The organism is Variovorax sp. (assembly GCF_965279555.1).
Classification (GTDB): Bacteria; Pseudomonadota; Gammaproteobacteria; order Burkholderiales; family Burkholderiaceae_C; genus Variovorax.
Genome location: NZ_OZ257247.1, coordinates 5149823 through 5167739 on the forward strand (window position 1 = coordinate 5149823; position 17917 = coordinate 5167739).

Consider the following 17917-nt stretch of genomic DNA (forward strand, 5'->3'; position numbering starts at 1 on the left):
ATCACGCCTCGGCTTCTAGCAAGTAGCCGATGCCGCGCAGCGTGCGGATGCTCGCGCCGGTGCCCTGCAGCTTCTTGCGCAGGCGCGAGATGAAAGCTTCGAGTGCGTTGTCGCCGAGCGATTCGTCGAAGCTCGAGAGCTTGTCGGACAGCGCACGCTTGCTCACGGTGCGGCCGGGCGGGCTCATGAGTTCCCACAGCACTTCGAACTCGCGCGCCGGCAGGTCGAGCGGGCCGCTCGTGGTGGAGAAGCGGCGTGCCTTGCGGTCGAGCTTGAGCTGGCCCAGCAGCACGATGTCTTCGGTGCCCTTGGCGCGGCGCACCAGCGCACGCAGGCGGGCTTCGACTTCCGCCAGGTCGAAGGGCTTGCCGAGGTAGTCGTCGGCGCCGGCATCGAGGCCGGCGATGCGCTCTTCGGTGCGGCCGCGCGCGGTCAGCACCAGCACCGGCGTGCGGTCGCCGCGCGCGCGTGCCTGGCGCAACGCGGTGAGGCCGCTTGCCAGCCCGCTGGTGGGGCTGGCAGTGGCCGGCAGGTTGAGGTCGAGCAGCACCGCATCGAAGGGCTGAACGCGCCAGAGATGGTCGGCATCTTCGACGTTGGTCGAAACGTCGACCCGATGGCCCGCGTCCGCAAGGCTGCGTACCATGACATCGCGCAGAACGGCGTCATCTTCGACAAGCAGAATTCGCATGGTGTTTGAATGGTTGGGGTAATCTGCCCTTGCGAATGACGGGTCAGCAGCCGGTCAGTCGCTCCAGCGATAAACGCAACATGAGCATACGACAGCAATATGAACCACGGGCCATTTTCATGGCCGGCGCAACACGATGAGTGCGCGCGAACCCTCCGATCAGCTGAGCCTGGTGCCTCCCGAGGTGCAACGCACCGCCGTGGTCCTGCTGCATGGTCTGTGCAGCACGCCTGACGAGTTGCTGACCGTGCAATCGGCACTGCGCAGCCGCGGCTACTCGGTGCATCCGCTGTCGATAGAGGGTTACTCGTTCGATGCCGACGCGCCGCTGCAGCATGCAGCGCCGTTCGAACGCTGGATCGATGCCATACAGGCCGAGGTCAAGGCGCTGCGCACGCAGCACGACCGCGTGATGCTCATCGGCATTTCCGCCGGCTCCTCGCTCGCGCTGGGCGCGGCCATCCGCTGCGGCACGGACGTCGACGCGCTGGTGCTCATGTCGACCACGCTGCGCTTCGACGGCTGGGCCATTCCGCGCACGCAGTTCCTGCTGCCGCTGGCCTTCTACACGCCGCTGGGCCGGCTCTGGCAATACCGCGAGCGCCCGCCCTACGGCGTGAAGAACGAACGCGTGCGCGCCTGGATCGAGCGCGAGCTGCGCCACCGAAAGGTGTCGCGCGCGGGCAGCTCGGTCATCGGCGTGGGCCACCTGCGCGAGCACGACCGGCTCATCCGCCACGTGCGCCGCAACCTCAACAGCGTGCAATGCGACAACGTGCTCGCACTGCATGCCCAGCAGGACGAAGTGGCCAGCGTGGCCAACCTCGACATCCTCGCGCGCGGCCTGCGCTGCCGCGCATTCCGCACGGTGGTGGTCGCGAACAGCTACCACATGATCACAATCGACAACGACCGTCAACAGGTGGTGCGTGAAACAGTGTCTTTTGCAGACGCCGTGGCCCATGGCACGATGCCCGAGCATCCCCTGTACGCCTGATCTGCCTGCCCACGCCTGAAAGGAAAGCATCCCCATGTCTTCTTCCGACGCTTCTTCGCCCACCTTCAACAGCATCGCGACGATCCTCGAGACCGACTTCAAGGTCGAGCGCTCGGCCATCTCGCCCGCCACCGCCCTGTCCGACCTCGGCCTCGATTCGCTCGCGCTGATGGAGTTCGTCTTCGCCGTCGAAGACGCCTTCCACCTGCGCATTCCCGAGGACCGCCTCGACCCGCGCGAAGCCGGCATCACGCTGCAGCGCCTGTGCGAAGTGATCGACGCGGAAAGCAGCGGCGGCGCCGCTGCCAAGCCCGCGCAACCCGCCGAAGTCCCGGCATGAGCAGCGGAGCCGCCCACGCCGTGCTCGCCGCCTCGGCAGCGCGCGCCGCATCCGCTCCCGTGCGCGTGAGCGGCCTCGGTTTCATCACGCCCATCGGCCGCACCGTCGAAGACTTCGACGACGCCCTGTTCGCCGGCCGCTCGGCGGTTCGCGCGCAGAAGCTCGAGATCAAGGGCATGGACACGATGGAGCTTGCCGTCGCCGCCTGCGACTTCGAATCGAACGGCGTGCGCAGCACCTCCCGCCTGCCGCTGGACCGCGGCACGGCCATGGCATTGGCCGCCGCGCAGGACGCCGCCGCCGAAGCCAGGCTCGACCTGGAGACCATCGACCGCGACCGCCTCGGCATCTTCTGGGGCAGCGGCCTGGCCGGTGCCGGCACCTTCGACAACACCACCAGCGCGCTCTACGGCGAACAGCGCCGCATGCGCCCGACGACCGTGCTCACCGTGATGCCCAACGCCGCCGTGGCGGAGCTTGCGCTGCACTTCGGCGCGCGCGGCTCGGCCATTGCCTACGCCTGTGCCTGCGCCTCGTCGGCCGTGGCCATCGGCGAAGCCATGCGCGCCATCCGCGGCGGCTGGATCGACGTCGCCATCGTCGGCGGCCATGACGCCATGCTCACGCCGGGCGTGATGGCCAGCTGGCACGCGATGCGCGTGATGGCGCCGCCGCCGGCCGACGCGCCCTCCTCCGCCTGCCGCCCGTTCTCGGGCGACCGCGCGGGCTTTGCCATCGGCGAAGGCGCGGCCGCGCTGGTGCTCGAATCCGAAGCGCACGCCGCCGCCCGCGGCGCCGGTGCCGCACCCTTCGTGCTCGCCGGCTACGCCACCAACTGCGACGGCACGCACATCACCAACCCCGACACCGCCGGCCAGGTGCGCGCCATGCGCGCCGCGCTGCGCGACGCCGGCATCGAAGCCTCCGACGTGGGCCACATCAACGCCCACGGCACGGCCACTTCGGCCGGCGACGCCGCCGAGGCGGCATCGATCCGCGAAGTGTTCGGCAAGGCAACGCCTGTGAGCGCGACCAAGGCCATCCACGGCCACGTGCTCGGCGGCGGGGGCGCCATCGAACTCATCGCGGCGCTGCGCGCGCTGGCCCGGGAGGCGCTGCCACCCATCGCCAACCTGCAGACACCGGACGCCGCATTCGACCTGGATTTCGTCCAGGGCGAAGCGCGCGAGGCCAAGGGAATCCGCTACGCGCTGTCCAATTCCTTCGCCTTCGGCGGCACGAATGCGGTCATCGTGGCCGGTCGCGCGTCCGAACGCTGAAGATTCGCTGAGCACTTCCTGAAAAATCGAACGCGGTGCATCGGCTGGTTGTCTTCGTCGTGCCCGTGTTCGCGCTGCTCATGGCGTGCGAGTTCGCATGGGGCTGGCTCAAGCGCCGCAATACCTACCGTTTCAGCGACACGCTCGGCAGCCTGAGCCAGGGCCTGCTCAGCCAAGCCCTCGCGGTATGCACCCAGCTTTTCCAGATCGGCCTGTACGCGATGGTCTATCCGTTCGTCGCGATCTGGACCCGTCCGGACTTCTGGGACGGCGCCATCGGCTGGATCCTGGCCGTGGTGCTGTTCGACTTCTTCGACTACTGGCTGCACCGCGCGGGCCATGAGTCGGCCGTGTTCTGGGCCGCGCACTCTGTGCACCACCAGAGCCAGCAGTTCAACTTCTCCACCGCGCTGCGGCAGGAAAGCACCGTGGCCTTCCTGGGCTGGGCCTTCTACCTGCCGATGGCGGTGGTCGGCGTGCCGCCCGAGCAGTTCGGCCTCGCGGGGCTGATCGTGCTGGTCTACCAGTTCTGGATCCACACCGAGCACATCGGCAAGCTCGGCTGGTTCGACAGGGTGTTCTCTTCGCCGTCCAACCACCGCGTGCACCACGCGGTGAACGACGGCTACGTCGACCGCAACTACGGCGGCATGCTGGTGATATGGGACCGAATGTTCGGTACCTTCGCCGAAGAAACCGAACGCTGCGTGTACGGCACGCGCAAGGCGCTCGCGAGCTTCGATCCGCTGCGCGCCATCGTCGGGCCCTATGCGCCTCTGCTGCGCGACGCCTGGCACACGCGGCGCTGGCAGGACAAGATCGCCGTGTGGTTCAAGCCGCCGGGCTGGCGGCCGGCCGACGTGGCGGCACGCTTTCCGGAAGCACCTTTTTCGCTCGAAGAAGCCATGCGCATCCACGATCCCCAATTGACGCGTCCGCAGGTCGCTTCGGCCGCACTCCACTTCGCATGCTGGGTCGGCGTGACGCTGGCCTTCCTGTGGCGCGCCGACGACCTGGCCTTCCAGACCGGGCTGACGCTGCTCGCGCTGGCGGTCGGCGGCTTCTGGTCCATCGGCGCGGTGCTCGATTCGAAGCTGCGGCTGCGCTGGGCCTGGTGCGCGCAGGCCGCGCTGCTGGCGGTTTCGGCGGTACTGCTCACCAGCTGAAGAGCGCATCACCTTCGCTCGCTATGCTCGGCGCTTCCATCGCTTCGAAGCAGGCAAAACACCATGCGCAGGCTCGCCACCCCTGAAGACATCGACACCGTCTTCGCCCTCTACATGCATGAAAAGGTCGTGCCCTACCTGGGCTACGACCCGATGCCGCTGGAAGACTTCCGCGCGATCTACCGGCAGCTGCTCGATGGCCGCGACTTCTTCGTCTACGAGCGCGACGGACGCATCGCGGGCTTCTATCGCGCCGCCCGCTACCCCGGGCGTGTGCGGCACGTCGCCAGCCTCGGCACGCTCGCGGTCGATCCGGCGCTGCGCTTCTACGAAAAGCTCGGCTTCGAGCGCGAAGGCACGCTGCGCAAGTTCTACAAGCGCGCCGGTGATGCAGAGGCCATCGACGACCACGTCATGGCGCTGCTGGTCGATTGAAAAGGCTGCGTCAGGGCTTCCAGCGCCGCAGCAGCAGCGCATTGGCCATCACGCTCACGCTGGACAGCGCCATCGCCGCGCCGGCCACCACCGGGCTCAGCAGGCCGAAGGCCGCGAGCGGAATGCCGGCCACGTTGTAGGCAAAGGCCCAGAACAGGTTCTGCCGGATCTTCGAGACCGTGCGGCCCGAGAGTTCGAAGGCCTGCGCCACCAGCGCGAGGTCGCCGCGCATCAGCGTGATGCCCGCCGCTTCCATTGCCACGTCGGTACCGCCGCCCGAAGGCGCCATCGCGATGCCGACATCGGCCGCCGCCAGCGCAGGCGCGTCGTTGGCACCGTCGCCGACCATGGCCACCACGTGCCCGTTCTTTCTCAGGGCAGCAACCTGCGCGGCCTTGTCGGCCGGCAGCACGTCGGCGCGCACGTCTTCCGCGTCGATGCCCAGCCGCGCCGCCATTGCCTGCGCGGCGCGCTGGTTGTCGCCCGAGATCATCACCACCCGAAGGCCGCGCGCACGCAGTGTGCGAATGGCTTCGGCGGCCTGCGGCTTGGGTTCGTCGGCAAAGGCCAGCAGCGCCTGCACATGCGCCGCGCCGGCCTCGTCGAAACGCAGCAGCGCGGACACCGTCGCGCCCTTGGCCTGCAGGCGATCGACATCGGCCGCATCGGGCATCGCATTGAGTTCACGGCACCAACGCAGGCTGGCGATGGCCCAGGTCGCGCCGCCGACATTGCCGCGCACGCCGCGGCCCGGCATGGCCTGCATCGCACTCAACGCAGGAGCCTGCAGGTTGCGCTGTGCGGCAGCGGCCAGCACCGCCTTCGCGAGCGGATGCTCGCTGCCGCCTTGCAGGCTGGCAGCGACCGCCAGCAACTTGTCTTCTGCCGCAATGGCGCCCGCCAGCGGCAGCAGTTCCGTCAGCACGGGCCGGCCCAGCGTCAGCGTGCCGGTCTTGTCGAAGGCCACCGTGTCGACGCGGTGCGCAATTTCAAGCGCACGCGCATCCTTGATGAGAATGCCGTGCTTCGCCGCCACACCGGTGCCGGCCATCACCGCCACCGGCGTCGCAAGGCCCAGGGCACAGGGGCAAGCGATGACGAGCACCGCCACCGCGTGGATGAGTGCCGTCTCGATGCCCGCGCCCGCAAGCAGCCAGCCAGCCAGCGTGACGAGTGCGATCACCAGCACCACCGGCACGAACACGGCCGCGACCTTGTCCACCAGCCGCTGGATCGGCGCCTTCGCGGCCTGCGCATCTTCGACCAGCCGGATGATGCGCGCGAGCACGCTCTCTGCACCCACCGCGCTCACCTCGATCACCATGCGGCCGTCGCCGTTCACGGCGCCGCCCGTCAATGCATCGCCAGGCCCCTTCGGCACGGGCAGCGGCTCGCCGGTGAGCATCGACTCGTCGACCTCGGACTGCCCTTCGATCACTCGCGCATCGGCCGGCACCCGTTCGCCGGGCCGCACCACCAGGTGGTCGCCGACCATCACTTCGGCCAGCGGCACATCGCTTTCCTTGCCGCGCGCACCGACCAGGTGGGCCACCTCGGGGCGCAACTGCTGCAGTGCACGGATGGCCGACGTGGCCTGGCGCTTGGCGCGCGCCTCGAGCCACTTGCCGAGCATCACCAGCGTGATCACCACGGCTGAAGCTTCGAAATAGAGGTGCGGCATTTCTCCATGGCCGGCATGCTCGCCGGTGGCCGCGCGCCACCACAGCCAGAGCGACAACCCGAACGCCGCACTGGTGCCCAGCGCCACCAGCAGGTCCATGTTGCCGGTGCGCGCCTTCGCGGCATGCCAGCCCGCGCGGTAGAAGCGCGCGCCAAGCCAGAACTGCACAGGCGCCGCGAGCAGCAGCTGCACCCAGGGCGGCAGCATCCAGTCTTGCCCGAACGGGCTGCCGACCATCGGCGCCATCAGCGGAATCGACAGCAGCAGGCCGACGGCAACCGGGCCGAAGCCGTGCCACGGCGACAGCGCCGCGGCTTCGTCGGCCGCGCTTGCCGCCGCGCGCGGTTCGTAGCCCGCGGCACGCACCGCACGGCGCACGCGCAGGTCGATGTCGTCGCCCGGCGCCGCCACGATGCGCGCCGATTCGGTCGCAAGGTTCACGCTGACGTCCTGCACGCCGGGCACGTTCTTGAGTGCGCGCTCGACACGCATCACGCATGAAGCGCAGGTCATGCCGCCGACCGAAAGGTCGAACGTGGTCCGGGGTTGCTGCAGAATATTTTCCATGTACCGAGGCTAAAGCCTCACACCGTGGCAAGGTCAAGCGGAAATTTTCAGAGCCCCTTCGCTGGACATTGACATCGTGAGAGGGTTCAGACTTGCATCCTCTTCCCCCACTCACTTCAACAGGAGCAAAGACGATGAGCCAGAAATTCCAGGTCACGGGCATGAGCTGCGGCCACTGCGTGAACGCGGTACAGAACGCCGTACAGACGGTCGACCCCGAAGCGCAAGTGACGGTGGATCTCCCCACCGGCCACGTCGACGTGCTGAGCGACCAGCCGCGCAAGGACATAGTCGCCGCGATCGAGAACGCGGGCTACACCGTCCAATGACAGGCCACGTCACCATCGGCGAAGCGGCGCAGCGCTCCGGCGTGTCGGCCCGCATGGTCCGGCACTACGAAGGGCTCGGCCTGCTGCCGGCAGTGGCACGCACCGAGAGCGGCTACCGCCAGTACGACGACGCCGACATCCACACGCTGCGCTTCATCAAGCGCTCGCGCGACCTCGGCTTCTCGATGGAGGAAATCTCGGAACTGGTGGGGCTGTGGCACAACCGCCGGCGCGCCAGTTCGAGCGTGAAGCGCATCGCCGAAAAGCACCTCGGCGAACTGGAACAGCGCATTGCCGACATGCAGTCGATGCGCAACACGCTCGCCCACCTGGTCCATTGCTGCCACGGGGACGCGAGGCCGGATTGCCCCATCCTCGACGACTTGGGCAAGGTCTAGAAATCGCTCTCTTCCAGAAACACCGCGGAACCGGCTCTGCCGGGCCGCGGGTGTTGCCCCCCAGTCAGGCCCCGCGCACCAGCGACAGCACCTTGCCCGCATCCAGCGTGCGGGCCTTCTCCTGGATGGCCGGCAGGTACTGCGTCTGCAGGCTCTGCCCTTCCTTCACCACGCCGGAGAACGCGTCCTTCAGCATCTGCGCCGAGAGGGTGCGGCCGCCGGCGTAGTAGCGCTTGGCCACATGGCCCAGCGCATAGGTCGAGGCGAAGCTCATTCCCGAACTCACGGCCTGGTTGCCCAGCCCGCGCAACAGGCCGCCGCCCACCTTGCCGAGCAAGCCGCCGAGCAGCTTGCGCCCGGCCTGTTCCAGGTACTGCGAAGTCAGGCCCACGCCGACCGTGGCCAGGAAATCCTTGATGTGGCCGCTGTCCAGCTGGTAGCCGTGCGCCTGGCCGATGCGGTAGACCAGTTTCATCTGCAGTGGAATGATCGCCATCGTCGACAGCGTCTCGGGCAGCAGCTCGAGCGCGCCGTTGAGGATGGCGGCGTTCAGGATGGACCTGTCGAGTTCGGCGCCGTCGGGTGAACCCGGCGCGGTGGCCATCGCCGTGCCGGCCGCCGCGGCAGTGGCCGCCGTTGCCGCCACCGGCACCGCTGCGATTTCTTCCGCCTGCTGCGAGAAACCGGCGGCCGACGCATCCAGCCCCAGCGAGGTGCGCACGTCCGCCAGGAACATGCGCTCGGAGTCCGACTGCACGCCGTCGGCATCGCACACGCACACCGCCATTTCGTAGGCGAGCTGCCGCGACTCGGTGCTTTTCAGCTCACCCGCCACCGACGCCAGCGACACCCGCTTCATCAGCACGTCCTGGTAGAGCGTTGGCAGGTTCAGGCCGTCGGCCTGGGACAGGCCCTCCGCGATCCGCTTGATCTCGGCGCGTTCGCGTTCGTGCTTTTCGCCGTCGACGAAGGCCGCCAGCAGGCTGAGGGTCACGATGGCCTGTGTTTCAGAGGGTGTCATTTTCGATATTTCGTAATTTGCAATGCGAAGAAGGGCTGTGTTTTTCTTGCCGGCAACGGCGCGGCCTCCTTGGACACGTTCTCCCCACAAAACTTGAGCAACTCTGTGGATAACGTCGGAGCTTCTGTGTAGGGCCGTTGCAAGTTATTGATTTTCAAAGGGAATCTACAGACTGCCTTATTTTTGCGCAATGGATTTCCCTGCCCGAAAAACGTCTTTCGCAGAGTTCCGCAGGGGTGTCAAAGGACAACTCTGGGGACAGTTCTGGCACAAGCCATCGGTTATCCACAGCGCGGTCGGGTTACCCAAAGTTGTTCATTTGCCGGGTACATCCCGAAAGCGCGGCTGCGCACAGTGACACGGGCATGACAAGTCGTTGTCGCATAACGAAAAAAGCGGCATGTCCACAGAGGGTGCCAACCCTTATCTACTACTACTAATTTGAATAAGAAGAATAAGAAGATGGGAAAGGGACAGGCCTCGCCCGAAAAAAAAGGCCGCGAAAGGCCTCGCCGGCCCCGGCGCCTCGATCGAAATCCGGTCCTCCCGGCGCGGTCCCCCGTCGGTAACATCCGCGGGATGAGCTTCAAACCCCGGATCCTGATCGCCGAAGACGAATCGGGCATCGCCGACACGCTGCAATACGTCCTGAAAAGCGACGGTTTCACGCCCATCTGGTGCGCCACGGCCGAGGAAGCGATCGCGCAGTTCGCCCAGGAACCGCCCGCGCTGGCCATCCTGGACATCGGATTGCCCGATCTCAACGGCTTCGAACTCTTCAAACGCCTCCAGGCGCTGAATCAGTCGATGGGCGGACCGGAGGTGCCGATGGTCTTCTTGACCGCCCGCAGCGACGAGATAGACCGCGTGGTGGGCCTCGAACTGGGTGCCGACGACTACATCGCCAAGCCGTTCTCTCCGCGTGAACTGGTCGCTCGCGTACGGACCATCCTGCGACGCAGCGCCCGAAACGCGCCAGGAAGCCCGGGAACGGCTCCGGTGCCGAACCATGGGGTACCCCATCAAATCGGCGCCCGGGCGCCTCATGCCGCCCCTCAACCCCCTGCAATGCCGTTTTCGCTGGACATCGAGCGAATGCAGATCCGGTATTACGGACGCCTGCTCGAACTCTCGCGCTACGAATACGGACTTCTGAAATTGCTGGTGCAGCGCCCGGGGCGCGTTTTCACGCGGGACGAACTGCTCGAGCTGGTCTGGGACGACTCGAGCGACAGCTTCGACCGCACGGTCGACGCGCACATCAAGACCCTGCGCGCCAAGCTCAAGGCAGTCGCGCCGGATGTCGAGCCGATCCGCACCTTGCGCGGCACCGGCTATGCACTGAACGAAGAATTGCCCTCGAAGGCATGAATCCGAGCTTGGGATGCCTTTTCGCGGAAGACCGCGGAACCGGCTTTGCCGGGCCGCCGGTATTGCCCCCGGCGAGGGGGGTGGCGGCCACACGAAGTGGGCAAGCCTGGGGGAGTCCCAAGTCGTGACAAGGCGCACGCGGATATTCATTGGCATCCTGCTGATCTACACGGCAGGCATCGCTTTCCTGCTGTACCGCGTGGTCTCGGACATCGACCCGCGCTACCGCGAGTCGGCCGAGGAATCGCTGGTCGAGACCTCGCAGCTGCTGGCCAGCCTGGTCGAGCAGGACGTGATCGCCGGCGCCATCAACACCGCGCGCCTCGAGCCGCTGTTCCGTACCGCCTATGCGCGCGAGTTCTCAGCGCAGATCTACAACCTGCACAAGAGCCAGGTCGAGCTGCGCGTGTACGTGACCGACCGCAACGGCCGCGTGATGTTCGATTCGCTCGGCAGGCATCTCGGCGCCGACTATTCGCAATGGATGGACGTGAGCCGCACGCTGGCCGGGCTTTACGGTGCGCGCACTTCGCGCGACGTCGACGGCGACCCTCGCACTTCGGTCATGTACGTGGGCGCGCCGATCCGCTGGAACAACGAGATCGTCGGCATGGTCAGCGTGGGCAAGCCGGTGCAGAGCTTCGGCCAGTTCGTGGAAGACGCGCGGGCGCGCACGCTGTGGGTCGGCGTGGGCTCAGGGCTCGCGCTTTTGCTGCTGGCGCTGATCGTGTCGGTGTGGCTGGTGCGGCCCTTCGGGCTGATCCGCGACTACTGGACATGGGTGCGCGCGCAGCGCACCCTGAGCCTGTCGCGCATGGTGCGCCGGGCCATCGACGGCGTGCGCAGTGGCTTCAGCGAAATGCGCGACGCATTGACGGGGCGCAACTACGTGGCCGATTACGTGCAGACCTTCACCCACGAAGTGAAAAGCCCGCTCTCGGCCATTCGCGGCGCGGCCGAACTGCTGCAGGAACCGTCGATGCCGCATGCGGAGCGCGAACGCTTCCTGGTGAACATCGAGCGAGAGACCCAGCGCATCCAGGAAATCGTCGACCGCATGATGGAACTCACCGCGCTGGAGACGCGTCGCGCGCTAGACCGCACCGAGCCGGTCGCGCTGGCTTCGCTGATCGACGACATCGCCATCAGCGCCCAGCCCGCGGCGGCCAAGCGCAACATCAAGCTGCTGGTGAACATCCGCAGTGAAGCCAGCACGGAAGGCGACCCCTTTTTGCTGCGCCGCGCGATCAGCAACCTGCTGGACAACGCAATCGATTTTTCACCGCGCGACAGCGAGGTGCTGCTCACGCTGGAGACCACCTCGAGGCTGGCGCGCGTGAGCGTGCGCGACCACGGACCGGGTATTCCGGAATACGCGCAGGAAAAGGTTTTCCAGAAGTTCTATTCGCTGGCCAGGCCGCACAGCAAGAAGAAAAGCACGGGCCTGGGACTGGCGTTCGTGAAGGAGATCGCGACCTTGCACCGCGGGCGCATCGAGCTGGGCAATGCATCGCGCGGCGGCGCGGTCGCGACGCTCACGCTGCCGCTCCTGTCACATGCCGGGCGGAATCACTGAGCGGTCATTGGCCGGTGAGCGCACCGTAGGCACTGCGCGTCTCCGGGCTCACCGCATCGAGCAGCTGCTCATAAGAGGTCTGGTGCCGCGCAAGCATGCGCGCCGACGCCACGGTCTTCGACTTGCAGTACCAGTGGCAGGTGTGCTGCATCAGGAACAGCTCGGCCGACATGGTGAAGGCCTTGGACTTGGGCGTGCGGTTCGACTCGTTGCGCATCACGCCGGCAATGCCGCGCGCGTGGATCAGCAGGGCCTGGCGGAAATCGAAGCTCGCGGCCGGGAAGATGGTGGTGGCCATCGGGATTCCCACCGGCAGCTTGCTCACGCGCGTGAGCTGCTCGGGCAGGCGCGAGAACTCGGCGGCGAAGCTGTCGAACTGGCCCGCGAGCTTTTCCTCGGTGGAGTCGAGCAGGCTCCAGATCTGCTGGCGGCGCTCGGCGTCGTCCTCGCCGAGGCAGCGCAGGTAGCCCGACGTGAGGCTCTCCATCAGCTTTTCGATCTGGTAGCGGCCGAGGTGGCTGCCCAGCAGTGCGATGCGTTGTCGCTGGTCTCTGGACTTGAGGATGTAGAAGCCGGCGGCGATGAGTGCCACCAGAGTAAGAATTTCCATGGATGCGGGGGAATAAAAGAAAAAGGCGGGAAGCAGTACCGAGTGTAGGCACCGCCATCCCGCCTTGTTCTTCGCGGCAATGCGCTAGCGGAAGAAATCGAGGATCTTGTTGCGTTCTTCAGGCGGCGGCGGTGCGCCGATGGGCGCGCTCGTGAGTTCCTCCACCGGCGGCGGCGCCTCGGTGCTGTCCAGGCCCAGGCTTGCCACGTTGTGGCCCGGCGTGAAGTCGTCGAAGTACAGCTCGCCGTCGACACGCACCACGCCCGGCGGTTCGGCCGGCTGCGTCACGGGCACGCCCTGCAGCGCGGTCTGCATGTAGCCGGTCCAGATCGGCAGGCTCAGGCTGCCGCCGGTTTCGCCGCGCACGCCGAGCTGCCGCGGCGTGTCGTAGCCGACCCAGGCCACGCCGACCATGGTCGGCTGGAAGCCGGCGAACCAGGTGTCGAAGGAATCGTTGGTGGTACCGGTCTTGCCGTAGAGGTCGTCGCGCTTGAGCGTCTGGTAGGCCTTGAAGCCGGTGCCGTTGCGCACCACGCTCTGCAGCAGCGAACTCATGAGGAAGGCGTTGCGCTGCGGAATGGCACGGCGCGATTCGTCGAGCACCGGCGGCTCGGTTTCCATCAAGACCTTGCCTTTCATGTCGGTCACCTTCGTCACAAGGTAAGGGTTGACGCGGTAGCCGCCGTTGGCGAATACCGAATAGCCCACCGCCATCTGCATCGGCGTGACCGAGCCGGCGCCCAGGCCCATCGGCAGGTTGGCGGGTTGCTTGTCCTTGTCGAAGCCGAACTTGGTGACCCAGTCCTGCGCGTAGGGCGCGCCGATGGACTGCAGCACGCGCAGCGTCACCAGGTTCTTCGATTTCATGAGCGCGGTGCGCAGCGGCATCGGGCCTTCGTAGGTGCCTTCGAAGTTCTTCGGCTCCCACGGCTGGCCGCCGTTGGCGCTGGCATCGAAGTACAGCGGTGCGTCGTTCACCACGGTCGCGGGCGTGAAGCCCTTTTCGAGCGCGGCCGAGTAGATGAAGGGCTTGAAGCTCGAGCCCGGCTGGCGCCAGGCCTGCGTCACGTGGTTGAACTTGTTCTTGCCGAAATCGAAGCCACCCACCAATGCCTTGATGGCACCGGAGCGCGGGTCCATGCCGATGAAGGCCGCCTCGACCTCGGGCAGCTGCGTGATCTCCCAGGTGTTCTTGGGCGTCTTCGCGACGCGGATCACCGCGCCGCGGCGGATCTTGATGTTGGGTGGCGCCTTGGCCGCGAGGCCCGACTGCGCGGGCTTCAGGCCTTCGCCGGTGATCTGGATGGTTTCGCCGTTGGCGCGCACGGCGCTGATTTCCTTCGGATTGGCATCGAGCACCACGGCCGCGATCACGTCGCCGTTGTCGGGGTGTTCGGCCAGCGCGTCGTCCACGGCCTCGTCGATTTCCTTCTGCTCGGTCGGCAGGTCGACGAACTTCTCGGGACCGCGATAGGCCTGGCGGCGCTCATAGTCCATGATGCCCTTGCGCAGCGACTTGTAGGCTGCGGCCTGGTCGACCGCGACCAGCGAGGTGTAGACCTTCAGGCCGCTGGTGTAGATGCTGTCGCCGTACTGCGCGTACATCATCTGGCGCACGGTTTCGGCCACGTACTCGGCATGCAGGCGGTTCGGGTCGGCGGCATCGCGCAGGTGCAGTTCTTCTTTCTTCGCGGCGGCCGCCTGCTCGGCTGTGATGAAGCCGGTTTCCTGCATGCGGTCGATCACGTAGAGCTGGCGTGCCCGCGCGCGGCGCGGGTTGGCCACGGGGTTGTTGGCGCCGGGCGCCTTGGGCAGGCCCGCCAGCATGGCGGCCTCGGCGACGGTCACGTCCTGCAGCGGCTTGCCGAAGTAGGTCTCGGCGGCGGCGGCGAAACCGTAGGCACGGTTGCCCAGGTAGATCTGGTTCAGGTAGATCTCGAGGATCTGGTCCTTGGTGAGCTGCTGCTCGAGCCGCATCGCCAGCAATATCTCGTAGGTCTTGCGGCTCATGGTCCGCTCGGAGCTCAGGTACACGTTGCGCGCGACCTGCATCGTGATGGTGGAGGCGCCCTGCTTGCGTCCGCCCTTCAGGCTGGCGACAGCCGCACGCAGGAAGCCCTTGTAGTCGACGCCGCCGTGGTCGTAGAAGCGCGCGTCTTCCACGGCCAGCACCGCGTCTTTCATGACCTTCGGAATGTTCGCGAAAGGCGTGAGGTTGCGGCGCTCTTCGCCGAACTCGCCGATCAACTGGCCTTCGGTCGAGTACACGCGCAACGGCAGCTTGGGGCGGTAGTCGGACAGCTCCGAGACATCGGGCAGCTTCGGATAGATGGCCACCACGGCCACGATGGCGGCGACCAGCACCACCAGAGCGCCGGAACCCACCACCACGGCCCCCCATCCGGCAATGCGTTTCCAGCGGCGGTTCGGATCGGCCGGCGCGGAACCGTCGTCGTCGGGAGGGGTGGAGCTTGAGCGTTTGAACATAGGAATTACTGGCTGGCTAGCGAGAAGATTGGAGCCGCCGCGCGTCGGCGCGTTCCGGCAACAGGAGATCGGGTGCGCCGCGCTGCGCGGCCTGCAGCGCGCAGTGCATGGCGTCGAAGTACTTGTCGTGGTCGTAGGCGATCAGCAGCAGATCCACCCCGGCGCCGAGGGCGCGGACGGTGGCGTCGCAAAGACCGCGGTTGTAGGCCGCGCCCATCGTGAGGTCGTCTGTGACGAGCAGGCCCTGATAGCCCCACTCGCCCCGAATCACCTGCCGCACGATTCTGCGCGAGAAAGAGACTGGATGTTCCGCGTCGAGTTCCGGAAGGATCACATGACCCAGCATGATCGCTGCGTCAGATTGTTTCGATACTTCTTGAAATGGTTTCCAGTCATGTGTTGCAAGCCGGGCCGCCGGCGTGTGCAGCACGGCGGCGAAATGGTGCGTGTCCTCGGTCACTCCGGCCAGGCCGGGAAAGTGCTTGAGCGTGCCGCGAACGCCAGCAGATTCAAGGCCTTGCTCGTAAGCGAGCGCCACCTGCGCGGTGATGGCCGGGTCGGCCGAAATGGCACGTTCGTCGATGCGGGTGTGAAGGTCCCAGCGGCCCGGCGCGCGGCCTGGGCGCAGGTCGACCACCGGGCTGAAATTGAGTGTGATGCCTAAAGCAGCGAGCGCCTTGCCCTGCTTTGCGCCGTAGGCGTGGGCGCGTTGCGCGAGTTCCTCGTCGGAGACGTCGGCGTCCAGCAGTGTGGCCAGCGCGGGTTGCGGTTCGACCAGCGGGGAGAGCCGAGAGACGGCGCCGCCCTCCTGGTCGGTCGCGACCACCAGCGGCGGAAGTCCGGCTTCTAGGCGCAGCGCCTGCAGGCTCGCGATTTCGTCGCGCAATTCGGTGGCGGTGCGGCCTTTCACATTACGGCCGGTCACGAAAATTCCGCCGATCAGGCCCTTGCGCACGCGGTCGCGCAACTGCGCCGCGTCGTCGTAGCCGACGATGAAGCGTGCACCGAGCGCCCGAGCGACAGGGCCCGATGCGGCTTCGACCTCGGCCCGGTGCTGGCGCGACGCGGCCTCGTTGGCCAGCGCAGTGAGCAAGGCCGCGAAGGCCAGGCCCAATGCCACGGAACGCAGCCTGCCCCGCGCAAACCGCCAGGCGACGGCGATACCCACGGCGAGCGCTCCCAGCAGCAGACCCAGCTCCCACGCACGCATGAATCGCAGATGCGGGTCTTTCAGGTGCCATGCCCAGAACCACATCACGGCCAGGGCAAGCCAGCCCAGCGCTCCGGCGATGATCCGCAGCGCTCTCATGGCATGTTGTCGGCACGGCGCGAGAGCGCATACCAGTCGACCTTGCGCGTGACGAGCATCAGCACGGCCAGCATGCCGAAGATCAGCAATGCGCCGAGCAGCAGTGCGTTGCTTTCCGATGCGAGCAGCCCGTAGAGCGCGCCGTACAGCAACGCCACGAAAGCGCCGAAAGACAACCCGCGCCGCCAGCCCTCCAGCACCGCGCTGAAATAGACCGCCAGCAGGACGACGCTGGCCGCAGCGGCACCGGCGTAGGCCATCCAGAACGCGAACTTCTCCGACAACGCGAGCAGCAGCAGGAAGAACAACGCAATCGACAGGCCCACCAGGCCGTACTGGATCGGATGCAGCCGCAGCTTGCGGAACAGCTCGAACATGAAGGCCGCCATCAGCACCAGGCCGATGAAGAGTGCGCCGTACTTGCCGGCGCGCGTGCTCATCGAATAGACGTTGACAGGCTGCGCGAGCGACACGTCGAAGGTCTGCAGCGGACCGATATTGCGGCGCGGCATGTTCATGTTGGCGACCGTGGTGTTAGCGCTGGCCACGTCCGCCGTGTTGCCGTCGGCGGGGCCGCCACGGCCTGAAAGACCGGAACGCACCTGCTCGCGCGCCGAGGTGACGAGCGACGACATGCGCCAGTGCGCGTCGAATCCTTGCGGCGTCACGCTGCGCTCGGCCGCGAGAAAGCGGCCGCCGAAGCTCGGATGGGCCCAGGGCGAGGTGAGATGCGCGGTCGTTTCCTCGGCAATGGGCGCAATGGCAAGGGTGTCCTGCCCGACCAGGCCGATCTTCATTTCGAAGGCGACCGGGGTGCCGGCCTGCCATGCGGCGAGCGCGGCACCGGTGACAGGTGCGTGGATGCCGTCGGCAAACCAGGCATCATCGGCCAGGCCGGGCACGCGCTGCCTGAAGCGGAGCGCCTCGCCGCCCATCGCCACCGTGGGCGAGCCGTCGAGGCCACGCAGGTCGCTCACGTTGAAGGCAACGAACGGGGCCTTGAACTCGATCTTCGAATCGGCCTCGCTGTGCGAGACGGTCTTAGGGTCGAAGGCCGCGAAGCCGCCACCGAGCGTGGCGTTCAGCGTATAGAACGGAATCCTGAAGATGCCGCGGTAGCGCTCCTGCGGCGCCATCGTGCCTTCGATGTGCAGCTTGTCGGGGAACACCACGTGGGCCATTTCCTTGCTGCGCGGCTCCTGGCCGATCACCTTGCCTTGCGCGTTGCGCAGCGGCTCCATCCAGCGTTCGACATACGGCACCAGCAGCAAGGGGCCGATCACCGTCTGGCGGCCGGCATAGGTGGCGGCAAGCTCGTGGCCCGCTTCGCGCTGGCTTTCGCCGCGCTCGCGGTTGATCGAATCGATTTCCGCGAGCGGAATGCACAGCAGCAACAGCAGGAAGAACAGGCCGGCCACCTTGACCAGCATCGAACTCTGCAAGGCCTTCAACAACTGAAGCATGTTTTTCTCTCCTCGTCGGTATCGGTGAAGCTGCGATGCTCTTCGCGCGACCCGAAGGCTGTGTGAAGCACCCTGCGCGCTTGCCTTCACACAGACTTCACACAGCGGGGAACCGGCTTGTTCGACTTCAAGGAGCCTTCCAACTGGCTTCTCGCGCGGTGCCGACAGTCATGTCCGTGCAAGTTCGCACGAGCAA

Annotated in this window: 16 protein-coding genes; 9 read left to right on the top strand and 7 right to left on the bottom strand. The window is 66.6% G+C overall.

Annotation, left to right across the window (positions count from 1 at the left end; genetic code table 11):
- Position 1: 1 nt before the first annotated feature.
- Positions 2–691 carry a response regulator transcription factor gene (locus ACQY8B_RS24105; protein WP_237677548.1) on the bottom strand — a complete coding sequence of 230 codons (690 nt, stop codon included), beginning with the start codon at positions 689–691 and terminating at the stop codon, positions 2–4.
- A gap of 136 nt (positions 692–827) precedes the next feature.
- Between ACQY8B_RS24105 and ACQY8B_RS24110 the strand changes: the two genes are divergently transcribed.
- The 5 genes from ACQY8B_RS24110 to ACQY8B_RS24130 all read left to right on the top strand — a co-directional run bounded on the left by ACQY8B_RS24110 (position 828) and on the right by ACQY8B_RS24130 (position 4909).
- Complete coding sequence (locus ACQY8B_RS24110; RefSeq protein WP_422089021.1) at positions 828–1688, top strand: alpha/beta hydrolase; 861 nt, start codon at positions 828–830, stop codon at positions 1686–1688.
- Positions 1689–1722: 34 nt separating this feature from the next.
- Positions 1723–2028 (top strand): phosphopantetheine-binding protein, encoded by a 306-nt coding sequence (locus ACQY8B_RS24115; RefSeq protein ID WP_422089022.1) that lies wholly within the window; start codon positions 1723–1725, stop codon positions 2026–2028.
- The gene (locus tag ACQY8B_RS24120; RefSeq protein ID WP_422089023.1) at positions 2025–3308 is read left to right on the top strand and encodes a beta-ketoacyl-[acyl-carrier-protein] synthase family protein; all 1284 of its coding nucleotides are present in this window, start codon (positions 2025–2027) and stop codon (positions 3306–3308) included. Before ACQY8B_RS24115 ends, ACQY8B_RS24120 begins: the two co-directional genes overlap by 4 nt.
- A 35-nt stretch (positions 3309–3343) precedes the next feature.
- Complete coding sequence (locus ACQY8B_RS24125) at positions 3344–4474, top strand: sterol desaturase family protein (RefSeq protein ID WP_422089024.1); 1131 nt, start codon at positions 3344–3346, stop codon at positions 4472–4474.
- Between the two features lie 63 nt (positions 4475–4537).
- Positions 4538–4909, top strand: coding sequence for a GNAT family N-acetyltransferase (locus ACQY8B_RS24130; RefSeq protein WP_422089025.1), 372 nt, complete (start codon positions 4538–4540; stop codon positions 4907–4909).
- Positions 4910–4919: 10 nt separating this feature from the next.
- Here the strand turns inward: ACQY8B_RS24130 and ACQY8B_RS24135 are convergent, their stop codons facing one another.
- The gene (locus ACQY8B_RS24135) at positions 4920–7157 is read right to left on the bottom strand and encodes a heavy metal translocating P-type ATPase (RefSeq protein WP_422089026.1); all 2238 of its coding nucleotides are present in this window, start codon (positions 7155–7157) and stop codon (positions 4920–4922) included.
- A gap of 134 nt (positions 7158–7291) precedes the next feature.
- On the opposite strand from ACQY8B_RS24135, the gene ACQY8B_RS24140 reads away from it, so the two are divergent.
- Entirely contained in the window at positions 7292–7486 is a 195-nt protein-coding gene (locus ACQY8B_RS24140; protein ID WP_422089027.1) for a heavy-metal-associated domain-containing protein, read from the top strand.
- On the top strand, positions 7483–7884 hold the full coding sequence (cueR, locus tag ACQY8B_RS24145) for a Cu(I)-responsive transcriptional regulator (protein WP_422089028.1): 402 nt from the start codon (positions 7483–7485) through the stop codon (positions 7882–7884). The genes ACQY8B_RS24140 and cueR overlap by 4 nt, the downstream gene beginning before the upstream one ends.
- Positions 7885–7948: 64 nt before the next feature.
- On the opposite strand, the gene ACQY8B_RS24150 is transcribed toward cueR, so the two are convergent.
- The gene (locus ACQY8B_RS24150) at positions 7949–8905 is read right to left on the bottom strand and encodes a YcjF family protein (RefSeq protein WP_422089029.1); all 957 of its coding nucleotides are present in this window, start codon (positions 8903–8905) and stop codon (positions 7949–7951) included.
- A 579-nt stretch (positions 8906–9484) separates the two neighbouring features.
- On the opposite strand from ACQY8B_RS24150, the gene creB reads away from it, so the two are divergent.
- Positions 9485–10276: a two-component system response regulator CreB gene (gene creB, locus ACQY8B_RS24155; protein ID WP_422089030.1), complete on the top strand. Its 792-nt coding sequence runs from the start codon at positions 9485–9487 to the stop codon at positions 10274–10276.
- A 124-nt stretch (positions 10277–10400) separates the two neighbouring features.
- On the top strand, positions 10401–11852 hold the full coding sequence (gene creC, locus ACQY8B_RS24160; protein WP_422089031.1) for a two-component system sensor histidine kinase CreC: 1452 nt from the start codon (positions 10401–10403) through the stop codon (positions 11850–11852).
- 4 nt (positions 11853–11856) lie between these two features.
- Here the strand turns inward: creC and ACQY8B_RS24165 are convergent, their stop codons facing one another.
- The 4 genes from ACQY8B_RS24165 to creD all read right to left on the bottom strand — a co-directional run bounded on the left by ACQY8B_RS24165 (position 11857) and on the right by creD (position 17721).
- The gene (locus ACQY8B_RS24165; RefSeq protein WP_422089032.1) at positions 11857–12462 is read right to left on the bottom strand and encodes a hypothetical protein; all 606 of its coding nucleotides are present in this window, start codon (positions 12460–12462) and stop codon (positions 11857–11859) included.
- A gap of 84 nt (positions 12463–12546) precedes the next feature.
- A complete protein-coding gene (locus ACQY8B_RS24170) occupies positions 12547–14949 on the bottom strand; it encodes a penicillin-binding protein 1A (protein ID WP_422089033.1) in 2403 nt (800 codons plus the stop codon).
- 16 nt (positions 14950–14965) lie between these two features.
- The gene (locus tag ACQY8B_RS24175) at positions 14966–16258 is read right to left on the bottom strand and encodes a glycoside hydrolase family 3 N-terminal domain-containing protein (RefSeq protein WP_422089034.1); all 1293 of its coding nucleotides are present in this window, start codon (positions 16256–16258) and stop codon (positions 14966–14968) included.
- Entirely contained in the window at positions 16255–17721 is a 1467-nt protein-coding gene (gene creD, locus ACQY8B_RS24180) for a cell envelope integrity protein CreD (RefSeq protein WP_422089035.1), read from the bottom strand. The genes ACQY8B_RS24175 and creD overlap by 4 nt, the downstream gene beginning before the upstream one ends.
- Positions 17722–17917 lie beyond the last annotated feature (196 nt).